This is a genomic window from Microbacterium sp. IEGM 1404 (genome assembly GCF_030056775.1).
Lineage (GTDB): Bacteria > Actinomycetota > Actinomycetes > Actinomycetales > Microbacteriaceae > Microbacterium.
Genome location: NZ_JASHKP010000004.1, coordinates 23,482 through 45,631, shown reverse-complemented (window position 1 = coordinate 45,631; position 22,150 = coordinate 23,482). Strand labels below are relative to the sequence as shown.

The following is a 22,150-nucleotide window of genomic DNA, read 5'->3' as shown; positions in this document are numbered from 1 at the left end:
CATCCTCGGTGTGGCTGTCTCCGATGACCGAGACGGCGTTGCCGCCGATGGTGACGGGCGCCGAGACCGGAGCCTCGACCTGGTTGCCGCCGCCGAGGCTGTCGGTGCCGTCGGTGGTGACGTCGCCCGAGCCGCTCGAGGCCGAGCCGCCCGAGGCCGAGCCGCCGCCGGTGGTGTCCGCGTCCGACGAGTGGCTGTCGCCGATGACCGAGACGGCGTTGCCGCCGACGGTCACGGGCACATCCACCGAGACGATGCCTTGGTTGCCGCCGAGGATGCTGTCGCTTCCGTCGGTGCTGGCTTCCGGCGCCGGCTGTGACGCGGGCGCCGAGGTCTCGGCATCCGAGGAATGGCTGTCGCCGATGATGGACACGGCGTTGCCGCCGATGGTGACGGGCAGGTCGACCGAGATGATCGCCTGATCGCCCGAGAGGAGGCCGTCGGTGCCCGACGTCTCCGCGGCATTTGCCATGCCGGCTCCGACGACGGCCAAGCCGCCGCCGATCAGCGCGCCGAGGATGGCACGCGAGTAGATCTTGCGCATGAGAGTTCTCTCCTGAGTTGTGAATGAGGTGCGCGGAACGCGCGGGACCGTCTGTCGTGCCGGGGCACGACGCGGCCCGCCTCAGTCAGGGGAGACGTCGGTGGCGAAGGTGGGAGCGCCGGGGAGATCGTCGTCGACGAGTGCGCTGCGGAAGAGAAGAACGAAGGTCGGCGAGCCGGAACGGTCGTCGAGGCGCGCGGCGGTGGGCCCGCCGGCTGCCGACGAGAAGGATGCCGAAGCCGAACCCGGGATGCCATCGCCCAGGCCGTAGCCGACGGGCGTCTCGGTGGGCGGCGTCGTGCCGTGGGCGGAGGTGTGGCCCGGGACGCTGTCCGTCGCGGTCGCGGCGAAGGCTTCGGCGGGCGCCTCGACGGGCGCGGCCGTGGCATCGATGGCGCTCGGCACCGCCGCGGGAGGGGCTGCGGATGCTGTAGCGGGAGTCGGGACGAAGCCCTCGGCGGGCTGGTCGGTCTGCGTCGGCGTCGAGGGGTCGGTGCCCCCGCCGGGGAGCGAGCCACCGCCCGGGAGGGTGGGGAGGATCGGGTCGGTGGAGGGCGCCGTTCCGACGACCACCGGAAGTGTCCCGTCGACGGTTTCGACCACGCCGGTGACGACGTCGTCGAGGCCGATGCCCGAGACGATTCCGCCCACGACCGGGACCGCGACGACGGTGTCGACCACGGGGGTGACGATCGTTCCGACGACCTCCGACGAGGCGACGTCCGACACGGTGTCGGTGACCGTGTCGACGGCGCTCGCCGCGGTGTCGTCGACCGTGTCGACCACGGTGTTCACGGTGTCGACCGTGGTCTCGGTGACCGCGCGGACCGGCTCGCTCACGGGCGCGGGGACGACCTCTGCGACGGGAGCCGTCACGGGCTCGACCGTCTGGACCACGGATGCCACGGTGTCGTCGACCACGCCGCCGACCGCCCCGGTGGTGCTGTTCACGGTGTCGGAGACGAGGCCGAGGAGACCGGAGCCGGAGTCGTCGTTTGCCGACGCGGAGGACGATGAGAAAGTGAGGGAGAGGAAGACCCACGCCAGTGCCGCGACGAACGCCCACCCGAGCACGCGGAGCGCCGGGATCGCGCTTCGCCGGGTCACGGCATCCATGTCTGACTCCCCAAAGTCCATAGACACTCGCCTATGACGTGTCTATGGCGGGCGACTTTACGCCGGTCCCCCGGAGAAGGCCAGAGGCTCAGGGAATGCCCAGTTACCACGCGGTGTCGACCGGGGAACCGACCGACACGCCGCACGTGAACATAACTTGACAGCCGCCGCGGTTCTCACTAGTTGTTCCGCGAAGTTATCCCCCGTGTTGTCCACACACTTTTGTCAAGTCGAGCAACCTTCAACCCATGCTTCAACCAGGATTCCCACAGCTTTCCTGTGGAGAGATAAACACCAGATCACGGTGCACTTCGCGAGACAGTTTCCACATCATCCACGGAGTTGTCCACAGGAGTTGTGCACAGCAATCGCGGCGTTTCTCTCAAGCTGTCCACAGAGTTATCCACAGGGCTGTTTGCGTGGAGGAGGGGCGGTCCTTAGCGTGGGTGCATCCCATCGGGCACACCCGCTCCACTCACGCGCGTCGATGTCGGAGGTCGGTGATTCGATGCTGCCCGAGGTCGTCATCCGATGCGTCGATTGCGCTTCCTGTGCGCGATTCGGCCGGTGAGGGAGTGCGTCCGAAACTGAGAAGGAGTGCCTGTGTCGATCACCGACATCGCCAACGAGCGTCTCGGAGGGTCGTCGCCGCGGCCGGAGCGCACCCCGCCGCACGACATCCTGGCGGAGCAGAGCGCCCTGGGCGGAATGCTGCTGTCGAAGGACGCCGTGGCCGACGTCATCGAGACGCTGCGCGGGCCCGACTTCTATGTGCCGAAGCACGAGCTGATCTTCGAGGCGATCCTCACGCTCTACTCGCACGGCGAGCCGACCGACGTCGTCGCCGTCACCGACGAGCTGATCAAGACCGGCGAGCTGCAGCGCGCCGGTGGTGCCGACTACCTGCACACGCTCACCTCGATCGTCCCGACGGCCGCCAACGCCGGCTACTACGCGTCCATCGTCGCCGAGCGCGCGCTGCTGCGTCGCCTGGTCGAGGCGGGCACGCGCATCGTGCAGATGGGCTACGCGGGCGAGGGCGACCCGACCGAGCTCGTCAACAGCGCGCAGGCCGAGATCTACAACGTGTCGGGCGACGACAGCGCGGAAGACTACATCCCCCTGACGATGGCGGTGGATGCCGCGGTCGAAGAGATCGAGGCCGCTCGCGGTCGCGACGGGTCGATGACCGGCATCCCGACCGGCTTCGCCGGGCTCGATCAGCTGACCAACGGTCTGCACCCGGGTCAGATGATCGTGCTCGCCGCGCGTCCCGCCATGGGTAAGTCGACGCTCGCGCTGGACTTCGCCCGCGCCGCCGCGATCAAGTCGAACGCGCCCTGCATCTTCTTCTCGCTCGAGATGGGGCGCAGTGAGATCGCGATGCGCCTGCTGAGCGCCGAGGGGTCGATTCCGCTGCAGAGCATGCGCAAGGGAACGCTCGACTCGCGCGACTGGACGACGGTGGCCTCGACTCGCGGTCGCATCAACGACGCCCCCCTGTACATCGATGACAGCCCGAACATGACGCTGGTCGAGATCCGGGCGAAGTGCCGTCGCCTGAAGCAGCGCGAGGGTCTGAAGATGGTCGTCATCGACTACCTGCAACTGCTCACGAGCGGTAAGCGCGTGGAGTCGCGTCAGCAGGAGGTCAGCGAGTTCTCGCGTGCGCTGAAGCTGATGGCGAAGGAACTGCAGGTTCCCGTCATCGCGCTGTCGCAGCTGAACCGTGGTGCCGAGCAGCGCGCCGACAAGAAGCCGGCCCTGTCCGACCTGCGTGAGTCGGGATCGATCGAGCAGGATGCCGACATGGTCGTGCTCCTCCACCGCGAGGCCGCGTACGAGAAGGACTCGCCGCGTGCCGGTGAGGCCGACCTGATCGTGGCGAAGCACCGTAACGGTCCGACCGACACGATCACCGTGGCGTTCCAGGGCCACTACTCACGGTTCGCCGACATGGCGCCGGGGATGTAGTCGGTTCACCGACCGAATCGGGTGACTCGTGGAGCTCCTCCTTACCTCCGGCGGAATCACGAACGACAGCATTCGTTCGGCGCTCGTCGAGCTGCTCGGTCGACCGATCGAAGAGTCTCGCGCGCTGGTCGTTCCGACCGCGCAGTGGGGACACCCGATGTGCACGCCGGAGAGCGTGTGGCGCACGGTCGCGGGCCGGTGGGGCGCGCAGGCCGGTCTCGTCGATCTGGGTTGGAAGTCGGTCGGCGTGCTCGAGCTGACGGCGTTGCCCACCATCGGTGAGGAGCGCTGGATGCCATGGGTCCGTGAAGCCGACGTGCTGCTGGTGGACGGCGGCGAGGCGGTCTACCTGGCCCACTGGATGCGCGAGTCCGGGCTCGTGGCGCTTCTCCCGTCGCTGCGTGACACGGTCTGGGTCGGGGTGAGCGGCGGCAGCATGGTGTTGACGCCGCGCATCGGACCGGAGTTCGTCGAGTGGCGACCAGACGGCACCGACGAGACCCTCGGCCTCGTCGATTTCTCGATCTTTCCGCACCTGGACTATCCGGGCTGGTCGTTCAACACGAGCGAGAACGCACGGCGCTGGGCGGCGAAGATCGCCGGACCGGCGTACGCGATCGACGACCGGACGGCCCTCGCGGTGGTCGGAACCGACGTGCGGGTGGTCTCCGAGGGGCGCTGGGAGTCCTTCGACGGCGATCCGGGCGACCGCGGCCGGGCGTAGCATCCGGGGCCCCGCCACACTAGGAAGTATCCGTGCCGTGAGGGAGACCCTGTCAGTACACCCACCGACGGGGTCTCGCACCCCGCGCGTCGACCCGTTTCACTCGAACGCAGACGTATTTCCCGCGCTCGGACGGAGGACGCTGTGACACGAAGGCCAGGCCCGTGGATGGTGGTGCCCGTGGCGGCATCCCTGATGCTCGCACTCGGTATGACCGCCTGCAGCGGCGCGACAGGTCGACCCGAGGACGACACGTCGGCCTCCCCGCCCGAAGAGGCGCCGGCGGCTGAGACGAGCGCTCTCGGCGCGACTCCGGCGCCGGAAGAGACGGGCGACGAGGTCGTGGGAACGACGGTGCGATTCACCACCGGCGACGTCGATAGCGAGGTGATCATCGATGAGGACACCCCCACGACCCGGTCATTCCTGGCGATGCTGCCGATGACGCTGGAATTCTCCGACTTCGGCGGCAAGGAGAAGGTCGCAACTCCCACCGGCGAGTGGGACTTCACCGACGCGGCAGGTGTGAACCCTCAGGTGGGGGATCTGTTCTCCTACATGCCCTGGGGAAACCTCGGGTTCTTCTACAACACGGAGGGCAATACGTTCGACGCCTCCCTGACCCGGATCGGGTCGACCACGGACGTCGACCAGATCGAGCTGCTCGACGGCCAGCGGGTCACCGTCGCCATCGCACGCTGAGACGGGCGCCGCGGCTGTCGTCTCCCTGACGGCTAGGACGGGCGTTATCTTCGCGGGACGCTTCCTGGCCCACGTCTGAGAACGGGTGGGAGTTCTTCGACGGCGGCCCGGCCGAAGAGGGGGGCTTAGCGTCGAGGCACATCCGGGCGTCGCTGGCGCCGCGGCACCGTCGTGGGGCACGATGCGGGGGTGAACCCCTCCCCACCCGGTCGCAGCGTCTTCGACCCCGAACTGCGGGCCGCGCTGGCTGTCGTCGGAGGGGTGTTCCCGCCGACGATCACCCCCGACCTGATCCCGTTCATGCGACGGGCGTACGCGTCGCCGCCTCGCGACGATCTCCTCGCCGGTCGGGATGTGACCGTGGAGGATGTCGAGGTGCCCGGGTGGGGTGCCCCGATCGGGGCCTCGATCGTCCGGCCCTCCGCGGGCGCGGCCGGTCCTGGCATCCTGCTTCTCCATTCGGGCGGCATGATGTTCGGCGACAGGTTCAGCGGTGCGGATCACGCGCTGCGGTGGGTCGAGCAGCTCGGCGCGGTGCTCGTGACGGTGGACTACCGGCTGGCACCCGAGCACCCCGATCCCGTTCCCTTCGAGGACTGTTACGCCGCTCTGGAGTGGTTCGCGTCGCACGCGGGGCGGCTCGGCGTGCGGAGCGACCGCCTTCTCGTGGCCGGTGCGAGTGCGGGAGGCGGCCTCGCGGCGGGGGTCGCGCTCGCCGCGCGCGACCGCGGCGGCCCACGACTGCGCGGGCAGTTGCTGGACTATCCGATGCTCGACGACCGCGGTCTGACGCCGTCGATGCACGCCTTCGACGGGGTCGGAGTGTGGGATCGGGTCAGCAACGAGACCGGGTGGCGTGCGCTACTGGGCGACCGGGTCGGGGGTCCGGACGTCAGCGCCTACGCCGCACCTGCCCGGGCTGAGGATCTGCGGGATCTTCCGCCGGCGTTCATCGACGTGGGCTCGGCGGAGATCTTCCGCGATGAGGCCGTCGACTATGCGCGGCGGCTGTGGGCGGCGGGTGTGGATGCCGAGCTGCACGTCTGGCCGGGGGCATTTCACGCGTGCGATGTGTTCGCGGCGCACACCTCGATCGCTCGCGCGATGATCCGGGCCCGGGAGGACTGGCTGCGGCGGCTGCTGGCGCAGTGACGACCCTCGGGGGAGACTGGGGGTGGCGGGGTGCTGGGTCCGAGCTGCGAGGAGGCAGGTCATGCAGGAACTCCTCGGTCGGCTGCGGGCGCTCGACCCGACGGCGAGTCAGGGGTTGCGTGTCATCGCCTGCTTCGACGAGCTCATGGCGGGGCACGTCGGTACCGACGGCCTGCTGAGCGCCGCCGCCGCATTGGCGGGTCGGCCCGTCGGTGTGCGACGAGGCTCCGAGGTGATGGGCGTCCGCGTCGGTCCGGACGGGCGTCGACTCTCGCCGGGGCCCGCGCCGGCGGGCGGGCTGATCGCCGACGACGTGCAGGTCTGGATCGAGCGCGACGACGACCGACCCGGTCTCAACGACGCGATCATCCTCGAGCGCCTCGTGCTCGCCCTGCACATGCGGTACGACGAGACGGTTCCGATGGCGCCCCGCGACCTCGCTCTCGTCTTCGACGACACGATCGACCCAGCGGTGAGGCGGGATGCCGCCACCCGGAGGGGTCTGCCGTCCGGAACGCTTCTGCGCGCGGTGGCGGCGCCGCTGTTCGCCGTCTGGCGAACGCACCCCGCCGGACCCGAGGATGTCGTGGCCACCGACTTCGGTCCCGTCCACGCGGCGGTGGTCCCGGCCACGGCCGAGGTGGCGGCATCCCCGTTGGGAATCGGGATCGCCGTCGAACGGGACGATCTCGCCCTGTCGTTCCGCACGGCGCTCGTGGCGTTGCGGTTGGCGGACACCGCCGACGAGCGGGTCTCGCGCGCCGACGATCTCGGTGTCCTCGCCGAGACCCTGGCCGACCAGCCGGTACGTCCCCGAATGGATGCCGACGAGGAAGCGGTGGCGCGGTTGGCCGGGCACCCGTGGGGCATCGCGACGCTCGATGCGCTGGTGCGGTCGACGTCGGTGCGTGACGCGGCCCGGATGGTCGGCATCCACCACAGCACGATGACCACGCGGATCACCGCGATCACGGCCGAGTTCGGCTTCTCGCCCCTCGACGGGTGGGCGCGGACGCGCGCTGCGGTGGCGCTGCTCCGCTGGCGGGTGCGGACGTCGCGCGTGCTGGAGCTTCCGGCTCCGGCATCCACTCCGGCGGCCGGCTGACCTCGGCGGATCCGGACGGCCCGCCGAATGGTGGGTCGAGGGCGAGGATTCGCGCCGTCGTGGCGGCTGCGCCGACGGCGCGGCGTCGAGATGCTGGATCGACGCTATCCCCGACCACGATGGAGTGGACCGATGATCGACAACCCGTATTACACCGACGCCGTGCACCAGGATTTCGAGCTCATCTCGATCGGCCGGCTCGACCTGGAAGAGGGCGGGGTCATTGCCGACGTGAAGCTGGCCGTCCGCACCTGGGGCACGCTCAACGAGGCGAAGGACAACGCGATCCTCATTCCGACGTGGTACTCGGGCACGCACCAGATCTGGGCGGATGCCTACGTCGGCGAGGGGCACGCGCTCGATCCGGCGCGCTATTTCATCGTGTCGGTGAACCAGATCGGGGGCGGCCTGTCGACGTCACCGCACAACACCGACGACGACTCGATCTCGATGTCGCGATTCCCGAAGGTGCGCATCGGCGACGACGTCGTCGCCCAGGAGCGCCTGCTGCGCGAGCACTTCGGCATCGAGACGCTGGCGCTCGTGGTCGGCGGGTCGATGGGGGCGCAGCAGACCTACGAGTGGGCCGTGCGCTTCCCCGCGAAGGTCTTGCGAGCCGCGCCCATCGCGGGCACCGCGAAGAACACGCCCCACGACTTCCTCTTCACCGAGACGCTCAACGAGCAGATCTGGTCGGACCCGGGCTGGAACGGCGGCGAGTACGCGTCGCACGAGGATGTCGCCGACGGCCTCGTGCGTCAGGCTCACCTCTGGGCGACCATGGGGCTGTCCACCGAGTTCTGGAAGCAGGAAAAGTGGGCGGCTCTGGGGTTCGATTCGAGGGAGGCGTTCCTCACCCAGTTCCTCGAGCCGTACTTCGCCGCGATGGACCCGAACACCCTGCTCGCGACGGCGTGGAAGTGGCAGCGGGGCGACGTCTCGCGCCACACCGGCGGTGACCTGGCCGCCGCTCTCGGACGCATCACCGCGAAGACGTTCGTGATGCCGATCAGCGAAGACATGTTCTTCCCCGTCCGCGACTGCGCCGCCGAACAGGCGCTCGTGCCCGGCAGCGAACTCCGCGTCATCGACGATGTGCACGGCCACCTCGGCCTGTTCGGGGTCGACCCGGGATTCATTCCGCAGGTCGACGCGGCGCTCACCGATCTGTTGGCGACTCCGGTGGCGGCCGGCGACCGGTCGGAGCAGGTCGCGGTCGTGTGAGCGGGGCGCCCGCCCGCTGCGGTGGGCGGGCGTTCCGGACTCCCCGGGGTGGGCGTAGCGTCGAGGTCACGCCACGAAGGGATCGATCATGCACACCCGCACATTGGGACAAGGGCTGAAGGTGTCGGCCGTGGGCCTCGGCTGCATGGGTATGTCGCAGAGCTATGGCCCCAACCCCGGCACCCGTGACGACATGATCGAGGTTCTCCGTTCGGCGGTCGACCTCGGTGTCACCTTCTTCGACACGGCCGAGGTCTATGGTCCGTACGTCAACGAGGAGCTCGTGGGTGAGGCCCTCGAACCCGTGCGAGACGAGGTCGTCATCGCGACGAAGTTCGGGTGGGACATCCGAGACGGCAAGAGCGTGGGTCTCGACAGCCGGCCTGAGCAGATCCGCGCCGTCGCGGAGGCCTCGCTGCGGCGGCTGCGCACCGATGTGATCGACCTGTTCTACCAACACCGCGTAGACCCCGACGTGCCGATCGACGACGTTGCGGGCACCGTCGGCGAGCTGGTCGCCGAGGGGAAGGTGCGTCATTTCGGCCTGTCCGAGGCGTCCGCTCCGACGATCCGCCGCGCCCATGCGGTCTTCCCCGTGACGGCGCTGCAGAGCGAGTACTCGCTGTGGACTCGCGACCCCGAGTCGGAGGTTCTGCCGACGCTCGCGGAGTTGGGGATCGGTTTCGTTCCGTTCAGCCCGCTCGGCAAGGGATTTCTCACCGGAACGGTGGATCAGAGCACGTCGTTCTCGGACGGCGACGTCCGTTCCACAATTCCGCGGTTCACCGAGGAGAACCGCGAGGCCAACCGCGCCCTCGTCGACCACATCGGCGCGGTGGCAGCGTCGAGGGGTGCGACGTCGGGGCAGGTCGCGCTCGCGTGGCTTCTGGCTCAGCATCCGTGGATCGTCCCCATCCCGGGCACGCGCCGCACGTCTCGCATCGAAGAGAACGCCGGGTCTACCGCGGTGGCGTTGTCGGCAGACGACCTCGCTGATCTCGACAGCCTGGCGCAACGCGTCCACGTGCAGGGCGACCGCTACAACGCGCAGCACATGGGGTACGTCGGGCGGTGAGCGGTCGCGGCCGCGCCCGCCTGGTCGGGGGAGGGATGCCGCGGACCAGCCCACGTGACCGGCTCGCGCAAGTCCGCGTCGGGTGACGAGCGGCGCAGCGGCCTAAGCCACCCAGAACCCTACCGCGCACAGCAGCCGCGTCTCGTCGTCCGCGTCCGCGGGCGGCTCGATCGCCGACGGGAACACGCCCCACTGACGCCACTCGTCGGCGTGCGGAACGACGTGTTCGTTGAGTCCGTCGATCAGTTCGGGGGAGAGGTGGAACGGGATGCCGAAGTGCTTGGCGATCGCGTACGCCTGGAACGCGCGGTAGGTCGCCATGTGCGCGAAACCCTCGCCCGCCGGGTAGTCGCCGTAGGTGAACCGGAACGTCTCCGCGAACTCGCCCATGCGAACGGCGGCGGTCGCCACGTCGTTGAGAGCGTCGTACGAGGCGATCGGATCGTCGCCCAGCAGGTCGGCGTCGGCGTACGGGTCGCCGTCGGCGGCGGCGCGTCCGGCGATCACGTCGGGGATCCAGGCTTCGTCGTAGGCGTGCCGGCCGATGATGCCGAGCAGCGTCGGCGATTCGAGCTGGCTCCACTCCTTCGGAACGGGGGCCGAGAAGTCGGCGGGATCGATGCGGTCGATGACCTCGCGGATGGCGGCGTCGGCATGGAGGAAGAGCTCGTCCGGTTTCATGGCGCCGACGGTACTCCCGGGCACCGACATCGACCAGGCCCCGGGAGTATTGTTCACTCATCCGTGCTGAAGCCTGAGGAGGTGGTCCCCGTGAACGAATCGACGTGGGTGCTCCTCCGCGGAGTCACGGTCGGGCGCTAGGTCGCCCGGGAGCACCCCCACCCCGGTGCTCCCGAAAGGTATGACCATGCGCTTCACCTCACACACCCTGCTCGACGACGGCGTCCTCGAGCGCGAGTTCACGCTCGCCGGTTTCACCGGCATCCTGTGGATGCCACCCACCGCCAGCCCGTCCTCCCCGGCGCCGTTGCTGCTGCTGAACCAGCCCGGCGGCTTCGGCACGCGCCGGATGTACCCGCGGCTCGTCGCCCGCGCGAGGGCCGCCGCGGCGGAGGGCTTCGCGTCGGTGACGATCGAGCTCCCCGGCACCGGCGACCGCCCACCGCTTCCCGGTGCCGATGGGGCCCGTGCCGACCTGCGCGCCGCGCTCGCCGCGGGCGAGAAGCCGAGCGCCGACGTGATCGACCGGCTCATCCTCCCGCTCGTGGATGCCGCCGTCCCCGACTGGCAAACCACCCTGGATGCCATGCTCGCCCTGCCCGAGATCGACACGAGGGTCGGCTTCTCCGGCGGAGTCATCGCCGTCGGCGTCCGCCTCGCCGCCACCGACTCGCGCATCGCGGCCGCAGGGCTCTTCGCCGGAAGCTACGTGCCCCGCTCGACGATGGAGGAGGCGCGGGGGATCAGCATCCCGATCCATATGCTTCTGCAGTGGGACGACGAGGGCAATGACCGTCAGGCAGCCCTCGACCTGTTCGACGCGTTCGGCTCGCGCGAGAAGACGCTCGTCGCCAACATGGGCGGGCACACGGGCGTTCCGACGTTCGCGGGAGAGGATGCCGGGAGGTTCTTTGCGCGGCAGCTTCGGGACGGGTCGCGCGGTTGATGGAGTGCAAGTGTCGGTGGCCTTGCCGCCCGCGGTGGCATCAACGACGCGGCCCTCTACATCGACGACAGCCCGAACATGACGCTGGTCGAGATCCGCGCTACCTGCAGCTGCTCACGAGCGGCAAGCGCGTGGAGTCGCGTCAGCAGGAGGTCAGTGAGTTCTCGCGTGCGCTGAAGCTGATGGCGAAGGAGCTGCAGGTTCCCGTCATCGCGCTGTCGCAGCTGAACCGTGGTGCCGAGCAGCGCGCCGACAAGAAGCCCGCGCTGTCCGACCTGCGTGAGTCGGGCTCGATCGAGCAGGATGCCGACATGGTCGTGCTCCTGCACCGCGAGGCCGCGTACGAGAAGGACAGCCCCCGTGCCGGTGAGGCCGACCTGATCGTGGCGAAGCACCGTAACGGTCTGACCGACACGATCACCGTGGCGTTCCAGGGCCACTACTCCCGGTTCGCCGCCATGGCGCCGGGGATGTAGGGAACGGGACGCGCGAGCGATTGGCTATAGTCCTCGCCTGATAGGTCGTCTGGTCTGAATGTCGGATGTGACAGTCCGCGGTAAAGTTTATCGCGCTCGAACTCCCTCGACGTCACATGAGACGGACTCTTCAGACTAAGACCCTCAATTCGATGTTCGGAAGGCTGGGCGCATGACGCTCGTTGTTGGTGCCATAGACCAGCACTCTGGCGCCGTTCACATGGCCGGCGACACGAAGATTTGGTGGAGTGAGGACGAGACCAAGTCGCGTGGGATATACACGAATCCCGCACTCAAGGTGATTTTGCTTGCGCACGATTTAGCGGTCGGGTATGCGGGTGAGGGTCCGGAGAAGATCGCGCGGGAGGCGTCAAAGCTTCGAGGCCGCGAGCTCGAGTCTTTGCTTGAGGGTCTTGCGACCATCCGCGGTGCCTCATTCCTCGTCGCGCGGCGAAACCCCGGGCAGCTCTGGGAGGTGGCCGGCGGGGAATGGGGTGAAGTAAGCAACAGGGGTCTCGCCCTGATTGGCGATGACCAAAGGCTTGATCCCACGACGACGGTTTTTGATCTCGTGAGACGCCGATATGACGACTTTGGTGCTGAACCGGCGGAGTTTCGCCTGCAGTCGACGATGCAGAACCTGGTGCATCTCGTGCGCCCCGAAACGATTGGGGGGTTCGTTGTGATGGCTTCTGCCTCGAACGAGACCGCGTTCCGATACGCAGCTCTGCCGTCTACACTGTTCGATTCAATCCGCGTGCCCGGGCCGGTGGAGTGGCCAGTCACTCTGTCCGTCCTTCCTGGGGTGGACGACACCCCCGGCGCGCTCGGACTTTGGATGGAGAATGCCGGGCTCGGGCACCTTTTCTGCGACGGCGAACCTGCCGACCCGCGCCGAATCGTCAGCGATTCAGTTGCGAAATTCGTGGCGATTGCTCGTGACGACTTCAACCAGAGCCTCGCGGTGCCGTATGACCCCGTGCTCGGTGTGTTTGATCGGCATTAGCTGAAGGCCCACCGCGCCTCCAAAGTGGCGCGCTCATCACGCCGCCGAGTGGCCGGTGTGTAGGTGGGGAGAACGTGATGTTCGGGACATTCGTAGTCGGGCTTGAAGTGTTCTCCAAACGCACCGTGGCAGAGCTGCAGCCTGCGCCCGCTGATGACGTGGCGCGCGACTCATAGGGGTAGGAGGGAGCGTGCATTCGAGGGCGATCCCCTGAACCAGCTCGCGGGGGCGCGTTAACGCTCGGGTACGGGGTGCAACGGGCAAGGTTAGGGGGATTCGCCCAGAGCGGCGCTCTCTGATGGTGTCGTCTGCCCGAAGCTAGCTGGTCGCGGTCGGGAGTTCATCGATGTCGATCACCGATACCACTCTGGGCAGGGAGCTACCCCCAACGGGTGAGTCGGAGGGCTCGAGTGTTAGGGAACGGGACGGCACAGCAACTGTGGATTCGCCGTTGTATCGCGCATAGCTCAGCGCCCTATACGGCTCCAGTTCTGTCCGCGAATGACGACTGTGATCGTCGCCGCGAGGTCCCCTTCTGGATGTATCAACCTCGAGTCGCGCTACACGCGCGGCATCGAAGTCGTCGCCCGACCTCTGCACGATCTTCTCAACATACGAAGGTAGTGCGCCGCCACAGGTTCCATTGCCCACGTTCGGATCCCAGAAGTCGTCAATCCGGTGCAGCTGCGTTGGGAGCGGTCGATTCGCGAGACTGTCGACAATGTCGCCTAAAGATGACCCGGATCTGAGCCGGGAGACCAGCCCATCGAAGATGCGGGCCCATGCAATGCTTCCCGGGAGATGAGCATCTGCTCGAAGCGTGGCGCGATCCGCGGGCGGCTTGCCGTAGACGTCGTGCACGCGGCTGGCGAGCTGCGCACTACACCCTGCTTCCCTGGCCACCGGAACCCCCGCCGCAGGTTCTGCAGCGTAGAACACATACAACGGCAGCCATCGACATGTCACATCGGCTGGGTTCGGATTGATCAGTCTCTCCATCTGCTGCCCGCTGCTGTGGGGATGACCGAGTTCGCCAAATCGACCATTTCGGTTGAGGATCTTCGCCTGCACGCGGATCTGAACCCATGACTGGCCGTGACCAATAAGCCATTCCCAGTCCGCTCCGGTGTCAACCTCGTCGGGCTCGTTGGTCACTATGTACACACTTTTAGTCCAGAAGTCGCGCAGGCGAAAGAAATTCTGTTCTGTTGCGGTCACCTCACCCAGGCGCAGCTGGTACCCCTCGGTGCGGGAGTAGTGGACCATGTCCCAGACGTCTTCCGCCTGAGCCGACATTGCCCTTTGCATCTGTTCAAAGAACGTCACTTCCGTCATAAGGACAGACTGCCAGGAGAGGCCCGATTTTGGACGCTAGATCCAAAATGCCACCGCGCACAGCATCCACGTCTCCTCGTCCGCGCCGACGGGCGACGATCGCACGCTCGCCGGGCTCGTGGGTGAGTTGTCGATGAACAGTCGGGAGTTCGCGCGCCTGTGGGCCAAGCACGACGTGCGGTTGTGTTCGAGCGGAACGAAGCGTGTGCACCACCCGCAGGTGGGCGGCCTCGACCTGCATTACGAGGCGCTGCACCTGCCCGACAGCAACGGCCAGCGGCTGCTCACGCACACGGTGGCGGTGGGGAGCGCCGCGGCAGATGCGCTGAGGCTGGTCGACTAAGGGCGCGAGTTTAGGCGAATGTATGCCAATCCCTGCAGCTGAGCTGCCCTGCCGTGAGCTTATCGACCAGCGCCAATTTGTTGGCCAAGAGTTCACGACGCGCGATCCCCGCCCAACGACAACTCGGCCACAACACTCGCCCTCCGCGAAGTTGGGTGACCGCTGCCAGAACCCGGGAATCCTCAATCCGGGCGCTGTCCAATGCAGGGGGGCGCCCAGATATCGTGTGGAGAAGACTTAGGGGGTTGCCGTGTCAGGTGGGGCGGATTCGGTTCGGGCGTTCAGTATGCCGCTCGCGGAGGTCTTCGCGGAGCACGCACCTCTAACGGTCCCGCGGTACCAGCGCGGATACGCGTGGACCTCGACACAGGTGGGGAGCTTCGTCGGAGATATCGAGGCGATGCTGCAGTCCAAAGACGCCTCGCACTTCTTTGGCAGCGTCGTATGCATCGGAAGCATCGATGCGGGAGCGACCGGTCAGGGCAGGCAGGTTATTGACGGACAGCAGCGCCTCGCCACCTTCATGCTGGCCCTCTCCGCCCTCGTTGAGGCTGTCGGCGCGGCAGTTGACGAATGCGAAGCGGAGTCCGAGCCCGCCGTACGCGCGACCGGGCTACGAGAGGAAATAGTAGGCACTCTCCTCACGCGCAACGAGAAGCGAACAAGGAGTTCTCGCAAAGTGCCGCGGCCACGGATGGTGCTCTCCGACGTCGACCGTGCGCTGTTCGAGTCAGCCATCATGCAGGACGGCGCGAACGCGGTTCCGGACCGCGAGAGCCATGAGCTGCTCCTCGCCGCACGCGACGCGCTGGTAGCCCTCATTGCGCGCCATGTCGACGGCGTGGAGGATCTGGACGCTCGACTGGATCGACTCGAGCAGTTGTTGGACGTCCTAATGAATCGCTCCCACCTGATCCTCATCGTGTCGTCCGACCGTGCGCAGGCGTATCGCTTGTTTGCCGTGCTCAACAACCGCGGCCGACCGCTGTCGACGGCTGACCTGCTGCGTAGCCGCACGATGGAGCTCGTCGAAGAGTTCGAAAGCGAGCATGAAGATGTAGCGCGGCTGTGGGATCAGATGTTCGCGAGTCCTGCAAGAGTCATCGACAATTTCCTTTTCGCCTATTACCCGTCACAGGTGGGTTCACGCGCTGGCGCGAAGACTCTGTTCACCGACTTTGAAACCAAGTTCCTACCCACCTACAAGGCACGCACCGCCGCCGACGCACGTGCAATCGTTTCTCTGGTGAAGACGCTGTCCACGGAGCTCGCCATCTACCTCAAGCTCGTCGAGGGCGAGTGGCCATACCCGACCAGCGGTGGACGCCCCTCGGTCAATGCATGGGAGCGGACCAGACTCAGCCGCCTCATTCGCACCCTCGGCCACGAGCTGTCACTTCCGCTGTTGCTGGCGGCGGCTGCGAGACTCAACCAGAAAACGTTCGCGGAGCTGGTCTATGTGCTCGAGAAGTTTGCATTCCGCTACAAGAACATCTGTAATGCTCACGCGAGCAAGCCGCAGAGCATGTACAACGCCGAAGCGCTCTCGATTCGCACCTCCGGTCCGACCTATAACCTCGTCCAGTTCCGAGCCACGCTCAAGGAACTCATGAACGACCGGGCAGGTGACGAGCTGTTCAGGACCCTGCTCGCCAGCCAGCTGCAGTACTCCAACCGTGGTCAGCTCATGAACATCCGTGAGTTCCTCAGCCTGGTCGAGGATCACCAGACGTGGTGGGCGAAGTCCGGCCGTTCGCAGGCAAATTCTCGGCCGAAGCCTCGCCGGCGACCCCGACTACGACGTCGTCCGCACGCCGTGGAACGTCGCTATCGACCAGCGCCCGTTCGCGGTCGTCACCCCCGAGTCCGCCGAGGAGGTCGTGGCCGCGGTCCGCGCGGCCACCGCCGTCGGCCTGCGCGTCGCGCCCCAGTCGACCGGACACGGCGCCGCCGCGCTCGCCGACACCGACCTCTCGGATGCCGTGCTCGTGCGCCTCACCCGCTTGCGCGGTGTCACCGTCCACCCCGAGGCGGAGGCGGCCATCGTGCTCGGCGGTTCGCACTGGAACGACGTCCTGGCCGCCGCCGCCCCGCACGGCCTCACCGCCCTGCACGGCAGCGCCGGTGACGTCTCGGTCGCGGGCTACTCGCTCAACGGCGGAGTCTCGTTCTACTCCCGCGCGCACGGCCTCGCCGTCAACGCGGTGCGATCCGTGCAGATCGTGACCGCCGACGGCTCACTGGTCCGCGCGAGCGCGCACCAGAACCCCGACCTGTTCTGGGCGGTCCGCGGCGGCTCCGGTGCCTTCGGCATCGTCGTCTCGCTCGAGATCGAGCTGCTGCCCTACGCCGACGTGTTCGCCGGAATGCTGCTGTGGGATGCCACGCACACCGCGGCCGTGAGCCAGGCGTGGGCGGAGTGGACGGCATCCATGCCCGAGTCCGTCACCTCGTCGCTGCGGGTGCTGCACCTGCCACCGCTGCCGGAGCTGCCGCCGTTCCTCTCGGGGCGCTCGATCGTCGTGATCGACGGAGCCGTGCTGGAGTCGGACGCGCGGGCCGAAGAACTGCTGCGGCCGCTGCGCGACCTCGGCCCCGAGATCGACACGTTCGCTCGCATCCCCGCGGCCGGACTCGTGCACATGCACATGGATCCGCCGCAGCCGACGCCCGCGGCGACCCGCCACCGGGTCCTCGACGCGCTGCCCGCCGAAGCCGTCGCGGCCTTCGTCGCGGCATCCACCGATCCGGGGTTGTTCGTCGCCGAGCTGCGGCACGTCGGCGGCGCGATCGCGCGCCCCGTTCCGGGTGGTGGCGCGGTGTCGGCCTTCGCGGGGGAGTACATCGTGCACGGGATCGCGGTGGTTCCCGTCCCCGAGGCGGCGGTGCCCGCGTACGGAGCCGTGGCCGCGTTCGTCGACGCGTTCGAACCGTGGACCGGTCACGCTCTCGCGCTCACCTTCCTCGACGGCGGGATGGATCGCGCCGCCGGCTTCGACGCAGCTCTCGCGCGGTTGCGCGCCCTCAAGGAGCACTGGGACCCGCGGGACGTGTTCGCCGCGGGGAACCCCGTGGCGTGACGCCGAGCGGGGGTGCGGGTCGGATCAGACCGTGCGGATCGTGCCCCCGTCGATCACCATCTCGGTCCCGACGATCCCCGACGCGCGGTCGGAGACGAGGAAGCCGACGAGATCCGCCACCTCTTCCGTCTCGGCGAAACGCCCGAGGGGCACGCCGCCGAGCGAGTCCATGACGTGGTGGACCGCGGCATCCACACTTATGCCGTTGGCTTCGGCGATGCGCTCGTAGAAGTCCTGAGTCCCCTCGGTGCGGATGCCGCCGGGGCTGACCGCGTTCACGCGGACGCCCTTCGGCGCGAGTTCGGTCGCCAAGCCCTTGCTGTAGGTGCGGAGCGCGGCCTTGGCCGCCGCGTACGGGAGGGTCGACTCCCACTGCGGCATCTGACGCTGGATCGACGTGACGTGCACGACCACTCCCGATCCCTTCGCGATCATGCCGGGGATGAGCGCGCGATCCAGCCGCACCGCGCCCAGGAAGTTCAGCTGGAGCTCGGCGATCCACTGGTCTTCGGGGACGGCCGCGAAACCTCCCGCCGGGGTGGAGGAGCCGCCCACGACGTGCACGAGGATGTCGACCCCGCCGACCTTCTGCATCTCGGCGGCGACGTGGTCGGTGCCCGCCGTGGTGGAGGTGTCGGCCGCGATGAAGCGGTCCGGGTGGGTGTAACCCTCGGGCATCGAGCGGGCCGACACCCACACGTCGGCCCCGAGTTCACGCAGCCGCTCGACGACGGCCTTGCCCGCCCCCTTCGTTCCCCCGGTCACCAGCGTGCGGCGGCCGTCCAGGCGGTCGCGATCCGTGTTCGGCATGCGTGTCTCTTCCCTCGTTCGATGGCGTCCGCGCGGCAGGGACGCCAAATGCTGTCCTGTGGGACGGTAGCACGGATGCTGTCCTGCCGGACACGAATAGAGAGAGGGTCAGGTGTCGAGAGGGCGGAGGCCGCGCTCCAGCATGCGCTCGCCGGAGGCGATGGCATCCTTCACGAATCTCGTCGTCAGGTCGGTGTAGGTCTGGACGTCTTCTTCCGGCCACCCGTCGAGGACCTCGGCGATCATCCGGTCGCCGAGCGCGTACACGCCGTGGGCTGCGACTTCGCCGTCCGCGGTGAGGGCGATGAGCGTCGCCCGCCCGTCCGACGGGTCGGTCGTCCGCTCCACCCACCCGTTCGCTTCGAGTCGGCGGACGATCTTGCTGACGTAGGACGCACCCGTGCCCAGTGCGTCGGCGAGGGCGGAGGGGCGCATCGGACCCCAGGCGAGAAGGTGCCGAAGCGTGGCGTGCGCCGGCTGATCGATGGCCTCGCCGCTCTTGGCGAGGATCTCGCCCTGGAAGCGGGGGGACTCCCACAACAGGATCAGCGCGCTGAGGTTGGCCAGCAGTTCGGAGCGGTACGGGAAGTCGCTCGCGCGCCGCGGGCGCGACGCGTCGAGGTCTGCATCAGTGCCCATGCGTCGATCGTATCGAGCACCTGCTGTCGCGCAGGACACCATCGGGAATATGTCCTGAAGGACAGGAGTTGGCTTTACTGTCCTACAAGACGGTTTCATCGAAAGGAAACCCGATGAGCACCACGCTGCAAGAGACCGAACTCCCCGCCGCCGCCCAGGGCTTCGTCGACGGATGGCAGGGAGGGGATGCCGACAAGGTCGCCGCCCTGTTCGCCGCCGACGCCGTGGTCTCCGACCAGGGCGAGACCTTCCGCGGTCTCGACGAGATCCGCGGCTGAATCGACGGGTCCATCCATCTCTTCACGACCACGCTGACCTTCCTCGGAGCGCGTGAGGTCGACGGGATGGTCGGGGCGTCCTACCGTCTCGAAGGCGACTTCCCCGGCGGTGTCGCAGACCTGGAGTACCAGTTCCACCTCGCCGAGGACGGGAAGATCCAGCGGCTCGACTTCGCGCCGCCGGCGTCCTGACGTATCGGTCGGGGGAGGGGCTGCGTCGGAGGGGCGCGGCCCCTTCCGCCTGTGTCGACGCGGCGGTACCGGCCCGGTCACACTCCCGGGATCAGTACCTCGGCGAGGTAGGCGCGCAGCCGGGGAACATCGACGGTCAACGTCCGCCAGACGCGGTGCGGGTCGAGGTCGTCGTACTGGTGGGCAGCGAAGTTCCGCATGTCGATGATCTGTCGCCACGGCTGCTCGGCGAAGCACTCGCGGACGGGAGCCGGAATCTTCGCGACACCCTCGCCGATGCGGATCAGCCCCATCTCTGCCGCCCACTGGGCCTGGACGTCGGTGAGGAAAGGGTCCTTGCCTCTGGCCACGATCTGCGCGATCACCTCGCACACCGCGATGACCCGGGTCGCGGCATGCCGAGCCTTCTGCGCCTCCGCGTTCACACCGGCATCGCTTCCCGCAGGATGCGGTCGCGCAGATCACCGCGAAGGGTGTCGGATGCCACGACGTCGACCTCCGCGTGGAGGAGGTCCGCGAGAGCGAGGCGCAGGCCGATCTCGTCGAGCAAGCCTGCCTCGGGCGTGAAGTCGACGAGCAGGTCGACGTCGGAGGACTCGGTAGCCTCGTCGCGGGCCACGGATCCGAAGACCCGCGGGTCGGCGCCGTGATACTCCACAACGAGTCGGTGGATCTGGTCTCGGTGGCGGAAGAGTCGGTCGCGAAGATTGCCCGCGAGCGCTCGCCGGATACGTTCGAGAACCTCGGGGCTCGGCTGACGCCGGCCGTTCTCGTAAGCGGAGATGTTCGGCTGCGGCACCTGCGCGGCGCGGGCGAGTTCGGCCTGGCTCAGGCCGGCCGCTCGTCGTTCCGCGCGAATGTCCATGTGGACAGGATATCGCGGGGGTTATCGACGGCGATATAGCGGTGGCGTCCGTGACAGAGTGTGAGTCCGCGAGGAGGGGGCACCGTGGGGAAGCTCGTCAAGATTGGCGTCTGGTTCCTGCCGCCGATCCTCGCCGCGGCCTGGGTCGCCGTGCTCTCCGGGGCGATCTCGGTGATGGGGACGCTGCGGGGCACGGGTCATCTCGTCGACGCGGCGAGCATCACGACCCTGACGACCGTCTTCGTCGTGCTCGGTCTCGCGATCCTGGCCGTCGTGTGGGACGCGCAGCGGATGCCGCGGCTCGCGACGGCGACGAGGGTTACCGCATTCGTCCTCTCGACGGTGGTCCTCACCGCTGCCTGGGTGCTGATGTCCATCGTGCTGAGCGGCTGAGGCCGTGGCGCCGTGGGACTCGTCGGCGCCAGCTTCCTGGTCGGGGTGGGGACGACGATGGGTGGCGCTCCTCCGGGACCACCCCGGTCGTCGTGTTCCTGATCCTCACCACGGTGCTGACCAGCGCCCGTGCGACGACAGAAGCAGGTCGGTCACTGACCCGCGACCGATGAGCGGGGCCCCGCGCGGGTGGCATCCACCATTCGCGCGGGGCCCCGCTCCACGTTTCAGGCCTGAAGGAACGGGTAGTCCGTGTACCCGCGCTCGTCGGGGCCGTAGACCGACGCCTGGTCGAACTCGTTCTCGTCGGCGCCGCGCTCCCAGCGCGTGACGAGGTCGGGGTTTGCGATCGCGGGGCGACCCACGGCGACGAGGTCGGCGATGCCGTCGTCGATCACCTGGACGGCCTCGTCACGGGTGGTGACGCGCGAGAAGCCGGAGTTCACGATGAACGTACCGCCGAAGGTGCGGCGGAGGTCTTGGATCAGGTCGCTCGCGGGGTCGGCGTGCAGCACGCTGAGGTACGCCAGGCCCAGGGGCGCGAGGCCGGCGATGAGCGCCTCGTAGGTGGCGCGGGTCTCGGCGTCGTCCTTCTCCCACACGTCCTGGATGTTGTGGGCGGGAGAGATCCGGATGCCGACTCGGCCGGCGCCGATCTCGGCGACCACGGCCTCGGCGACCTCGATGACGAAGCGGGCGCGGGCCGCGGGCGATCCGCCGTAGCCGTCGGTGCGCTGGTTCGACGCGGGGGAGAGGAACTCGTGCAGCAGATAGCCGTTCGCCGAGTGCAGCTCGACGCCGTCGAAGCCGGCATCCACGGCGCGACGGGCGGCGGCCACGAACTCGTCGCGGACAGTCGCGAGCTCGGCGGTCTCGAGCGCGTGCGGCACGGGGAAGGCGACCTTCGAGCCGTCGGCGAGGCGGGTCTCGCCCTCGATCGCGATCGCCGAGGGGGCGACGATGCGGTCGGTGCCGGTGATGCCGGTGTGTGAGACACGTCCGCCGTTCATGAGCTGCATGAACACCGCTCCGCCCTCGGCGTGCACGGCATCCGCCACCTTCGCCCACCCGGCCGCCTGCGCGTCGGTGACGATGCCCGGCTGACCCGGGTACGCCCGCGACTCGGCGCTCGGGAAGACGCCCTCGGTCACGAGCAGACCGATGCCCGCGCGCTGCGCGTAGTACGTCGCGATGAGGTGTCCGGGAACGCCGTCGGCGCTCGCGCGCAGGCGGGTCATCGGGGCGAGCGAAACGCGGTTGCGGACGTCGACGTCGCCGACGGTGGTGGGGCTGAACAGACTCACGGGTGTCCTTTCGAGGGGGAACAGGGCCGGGTGGGGTCAACCCGCTGCGTGCGGCGGGTATTCCTCATCGGTGCCGGGACGAGCGGAGGAGAAACGGCGAGCGGAGGACGGATGCCGCGGGGGTCGTCCTCCGCACGGCGAATCTCCTCCGCTCGTCCGCTGCCGTCGCTCGCATCCCCGGCGGCC

The 22,150-nt window shown here is 68.1% G+C and carries 23 protein-coding genes and 2 pseudogenes; 16 read left to right on the top strand and 9 right to left on the bottom strand.

Annotation, left to right across the window (positions count from 1 at the left end):
* Window positions 1-544 (bottom strand): chaplin family protein (locus tag QM517_RS14640; protein ID WP_283288403.1); only part of this gene is annotated, 544 nt, incomplete at its 3' end.
* An 81-nt stretch (window positions 545-625) separates the two neighbouring features.
* A complete protein-coding gene (locus QM517_RS14635) occupies window positions 626-1,660 on the bottom strand; it encodes a hypothetical protein (protein WP_283288401.1) in 1,035 nt (344 codons plus the stop codon).
* 603 nt (window positions 1,661-2,263) lie between these two features.
* Between QM517_RS14635 and dnaB the strand changes: the two genes are divergently transcribed.
* The 7 genes from dnaB (at window position 2,264) to QM517_RS14600 (ending at window position 9,616) form a co-directional block, all read left to right on the top strand.
* Window positions 2,264-3,634: a replicative DNA helicase gene (gene dnaB, locus QM517_RS14630; protein WP_083735083.1), complete on the top strand. Its 1,371-nt coding sequence runs from the start codon at window positions 2,264-2,266 to the stop codon at window positions 3,632-3,634.
* 28 nt (window positions 3,635-3,662) lie between these two features.
* Window positions 3,663-4,358 carry a Type 1 glutamine amidotransferase-like domain-containing protein gene (locus QM517_RS14625; protein WP_283288398.1) on the top strand — a complete coding sequence of 232 codons (696 nt, stop codon included), beginning with the start codon at window positions 3,663-3,665 and terminating at the stop codon, window positions 4,356-4,358.
* Between the two features lie 144 nt (window positions 4,359-4,502).
* The gene (locus tag QM517_RS14620) at window positions 4,503-5,060 is read left to right on the top strand and encodes a cyclophilin-like fold protein (RefSeq protein WP_283288396.1); all 558 of its coding nucleotides are present in this window, start codon (window positions 4,503-4,505) and stop codon (window positions 5,058-5,060) included.
* Between the two features lie 189 nt (window positions 5,061-5,249).
* Window positions 5,250-6,212, top strand: coding sequence for an alpha/beta hydrolase (locus tag QM517_RS14615; protein WP_283288394.1), 963 nt, complete (start codon window positions 5,250-5,252; stop codon window positions 6,210-6,212).
* A 61-nt stretch (window positions 6,213-6,273) separates the two neighbouring features.
* Complete coding sequence (locus QM517_RS14610; protein WP_283288392.1) at window positions 6,274-7,317, top strand: PucR family transcriptional regulator; 1,044 nt, start codon at window positions 6,274-6,276, stop codon at window positions 7,315-7,317.
* Window positions 7,318-7,449: 132 nt separating this feature from the next.
* The gene (locus tag QM517_RS14605) at window positions 7,450-8,541 is read left to right on the top strand and encodes an alpha/beta fold hydrolase (RefSeq protein WP_283288390.1); all 1,092 of its coding nucleotides are present in this window, start codon (window positions 7,450-7,452) and stop codon (window positions 8,539-8,541) included.
* 88 nt (window positions 8,542-8,629) lie between these two features.
* Window positions 8,630-9,616 (top strand): aldo/keto reductase, encoded by a 987-nt coding sequence (locus QM517_RS14600; RefSeq protein WP_303655675.1) that lies wholly within the window; start codon window positions 8,630-8,632, stop codon window positions 9,614-9,616.
* 102 nt (window positions 9,617-9,718) lie between these two features.
* On the opposite strand, the gene QM517_RS14595 is transcribed toward QM517_RS14600, so the two are convergent.
* Window positions 9,719-10,297 carry a hypothetical protein gene (locus QM517_RS14595; protein WP_283288388.1) on the bottom strand — a complete coding sequence of 193 codons (579 nt, stop codon included), beginning with the start codon at window positions 10,295-10,297 and terminating at the stop codon, window positions 9,719-9,721.
* A 187-nt stretch (window positions 10,298-10,484) separates the two neighbouring features.
* On the opposite strand from QM517_RS14595, the gene QM517_RS14590 reads away from it, so the two are divergent.
* The 3 genes and pseudogenes from QM517_RS14590 to QM517_RS14580 all read left to right on the top strand — a co-directional run bounded on the left by QM517_RS14590 (window position 10,485) and on the right by QM517_RS14580 (window position 12,725).
* The gene (locus QM517_RS14590; RefSeq protein WP_283288386.1) at window positions 10,485-11,243 is read left to right on the top strand and encodes an alpha/beta hydrolase; all 759 of its coding nucleotides are present in this window, start codon (window positions 10,485-10,487) and stop codon (window positions 11,241-11,243) included.
* Window positions 11,244-11,267: 24 nt separating this feature from the next.
* Window positions 11,268-11,719 (top strand): annotated as a pseudogene (locus QM517_RS14585) (DnaB-like helicase C-terminal domain-containing protein); the annotation flags it as partial.
* A gap of 172 nt (window positions 11,720-11,891) precedes the next feature.
* Window positions 11,892-12,725 carry a hypothetical protein gene (locus QM517_RS14580; protein WP_283288384.1) on the top strand — a complete coding sequence of 278 codons (834 nt, stop codon included), beginning with the start codon at window positions 11,892-11,894 and terminating at the stop codon, window positions 12,723-12,725.
* A 318-nt stretch (window positions 12,726-13,043) separates the two neighbouring features.
* Here the strand turns inward: QM517_RS14580 and QM517_RS14575 are convergent, their stop codons facing one another.
* Window positions 13,044-14,060, bottom strand: coding sequence for a DUF6615 family protein (locus QM517_RS14575; RefSeq protein ID WP_283288382.1), 1,017 nt, complete (start codon window positions 14,058-14,060; stop codon window positions 13,044-13,046).
* 40 nt (window positions 14,061-14,100) lie between these two features.
* Here QM517_RS14575 and QM517_RS14570 point away from each other — a divergent pair, with 40 nt between their 5' ends.
* The 3 genes and pseudogenes from QM517_RS14570 to QM517_RS14560 all read left to right on the top strand — a co-directional run bounded on the left by QM517_RS14570 (window position 14,101) and on the right by QM517_RS14560 (window position 17,483).
* Complete coding sequence (locus tag QM517_RS14570) at window positions 14,101-14,403, top strand: MmyB family transcriptional regulator (protein WP_308208918.1); 303 nt, start codon at window positions 14,101-14,103, stop codon at window positions 14,401-14,403.
* Between the two features lie 286 nt (window positions 14,404-14,689).
* Window positions 14,690-15,406, top strand: a pseudogene (locus QM517_RS14565) (DUF262 domain-containing protein); the annotation flags it as partial.
* 694 nt (window positions 15,407-16,100) lie between these two features.
* Entirely contained in the window at window positions 16,101-17,483 is a 1,383-nt protein-coding gene (locus QM517_RS14560; protein WP_308208914.1) for an FAD-binding oxidoreductase, read from the top strand.
* 24 nt (window positions 17,484-17,507) lie between these two features.
* Here QM517_RS14560 and QM517_RS14555 read toward each other — a convergent pair whose 3' ends face one another.
* A complete protein-coding gene (locus QM517_RS14555) occupies window positions 17,508-18,293 on the bottom strand; it encodes an SDR family oxidoreductase (protein ID WP_283288378.1) in 786 nt (261 codons plus the stop codon).
* A 108-nt stretch (window positions 18,294-18,401) separates the two neighbouring features.
* A complete protein-coding gene (locus QM517_RS14550) occupies window positions 18,402-18,932 on the bottom strand; it encodes a MarR family winged helix-turn-helix transcriptional regulator (RefSeq protein ID WP_283288376.1) in 531 nt (176 codons plus the stop codon).
* A gap of 113 nt (window positions 18,933-19,045) precedes the next feature.
* Between QM517_RS14550 and QM517_RS14545 the strand changes: the two genes are divergently transcribed.
* Entirely contained in the window at window positions 19,046-19,210 is a 165-nt protein-coding gene (locus QM517_RS14545) for a nuclear transport factor 2 family protein (RefSeq protein ID WP_283288373.1), read from the top strand.
* A gap of 66 nt (window positions 19,211-19,276) precedes the next feature.
* The gene (locus QM517_RS14540; protein WP_283288371.1) at window positions 19,277-19,402 is read left to right on the top strand and encodes a hypothetical protein; all 126 of its coding nucleotides are present in this window, start codon (window positions 19,277-19,279) and stop codon (window positions 19,400-19,402) included.
* Between the two features lie 77 nt (window positions 19,403-19,479).
* Here QM517_RS14540 and QM517_RS14535 read toward each other — a convergent pair whose 3' ends face one another.
* Both QM517_RS14535 and QM517_RS14530 read right to left on the bottom strand, forming a co-directional pair.
* Window positions 19,480-19,827, bottom strand: coding sequence for a HepT-like ribonuclease domain-containing protein (locus QM517_RS14535; protein ID WP_283288369.1), 348 nt, complete (start codon window positions 19,825-19,827; stop codon window positions 19,480-19,482).
* Window positions 19,824-20,267 carry a helix-turn-helix domain-containing protein gene (locus tag QM517_RS14530; protein ID WP_283288367.1) on the bottom strand — a complete coding sequence of 148 codons (444 nt, stop codon included), beginning with the start codon at window positions 20,265-20,267 and terminating at the stop codon, window positions 19,824-19,826. Before QM517_RS14530 ends, QM517_RS14535 begins: the two co-directional genes overlap by 4 nt.
* A gap of 84 nt (window positions 20,268-20,351) precedes the next feature.
* Between QM517_RS14530 and QM517_RS14525 the strand changes: the two genes are divergently transcribed.
* Window positions 20,352-20,660, top strand: coding sequence for a hypothetical protein (locus QM517_RS14525; protein ID WP_283288365.1), 309 nt, complete (start codon window positions 20,352-20,354; stop codon window positions 20,658-20,660).
* 227 nt (window positions 20,661-20,887) lie between these two features.
* On the opposite strand, the gene QM517_RS14520 is transcribed toward QM517_RS14525, so the two are convergent.
* On the bottom strand, window positions 20,888-21,964 hold the full coding sequence (locus QM517_RS14520) for an alkene reductase (protein WP_283288364.1): 1,077 nt from the start codon (window positions 21,962-21,964) through the stop codon (window positions 20,888-20,890).
* Window positions 21,965-22,150: the final 186 nt, after the last annotated feature.

What these genes read in the sequence shown, in the direction of transcription:
- QM517_RS14635 (WP_283288401.1), bottom strand. Translation starts at nt 1,660, where the DNA reads ATGGATGCCGTGACCCGGCGAAGCGCGATCCCGGCGCTCCGCGTGCTC.
- QM517_RS14610 (WP_283288392.1), top strand. Translation starts at nt 6,274, where the DNA reads ATGCAGGAACTCCTCGGTCGGCTGCGGGCGCTCGACCCGACGGCGAGT.
- QM517_RS14605 (WP_283288390.1), top strand. Translation starts at nt 7,450, where the DNA reads ATGATCGACAACCCGTATTACACCGACGCCGTGCACCAGGATTTCGAG.
- QM517_RS14600 (WP_303655675.1), top strand. Translation starts at nt 8,630, where the DNA reads ATGCACACCCGCACATTGGGACAAGGGCTGAAGGTGTCGGCCGTGGGC.
- QM517_RS14595 (WP_283288388.1), bottom strand. Translation starts at nt 10,297, where the DNA reads ATGAAACCGGACGAGCTCTTCCTCCATGCCGACGCCGCCATCCGCGAG.
- QM517_RS14590 (WP_283288386.1), top strand. Translation starts at nt 10,485, where the DNA reads ATGCGCTTCACCTCACACACCCTGCTCGACGACGGCGTCCTCGAGCGC.
- QM517_RS14580 (WP_283288384.1), top strand. Translation starts at nt 11,892, where the DNA reads ATGACGCTCGTTGTTGGTGCCATAGACCAGCACTCTGGCGCCGTTCAC.
- QM517_RS14575 (WP_283288382.1), bottom strand. Translation starts at nt 14,060, where the DNA reads ATGACGGAAGTGACGTTCTTTGAACAGATGCAAAGGGCAATGTCGGCT.
- QM517_RS14555 (WP_283288378.1), bottom strand. Translation starts at nt 18,293, where the DNA reads ATGCCGAACACGGATCGCGACCGCCTGGACGGCCGCCGCACGCTGGTG.
- QM517_RS14550 (WP_283288376.1), bottom strand. Translation starts at nt 18,932, where the DNA reads ATGGGCACTGATGCAGACCTCGACGCGTCGCGCCCGCGGCGCGCGAGC.
- QM517_RS14545 (WP_283288373.1), top strand. Translation starts at nt 19,046, where the DNA reads ATGAGCACCACGCTGCAAGAGACCGAACTCCCCGCCGCCGCCCAGGGC.
- QM517_RS14540 (WP_283288371.1), top strand. Translation starts at nt 19,277, where the DNA reads ATGGTCGGGGCGTCCTACCGTCTCGAAGGCGACTTCCCCGGCGGTGTC.
- QM517_RS14530 (WP_283288367.1), bottom strand. Translation starts at nt 20,267, where the DNA reads ATGGACATTCGCGCGGAACGACGAGCGGCCGGCCTGAGCCAGGCCGAA.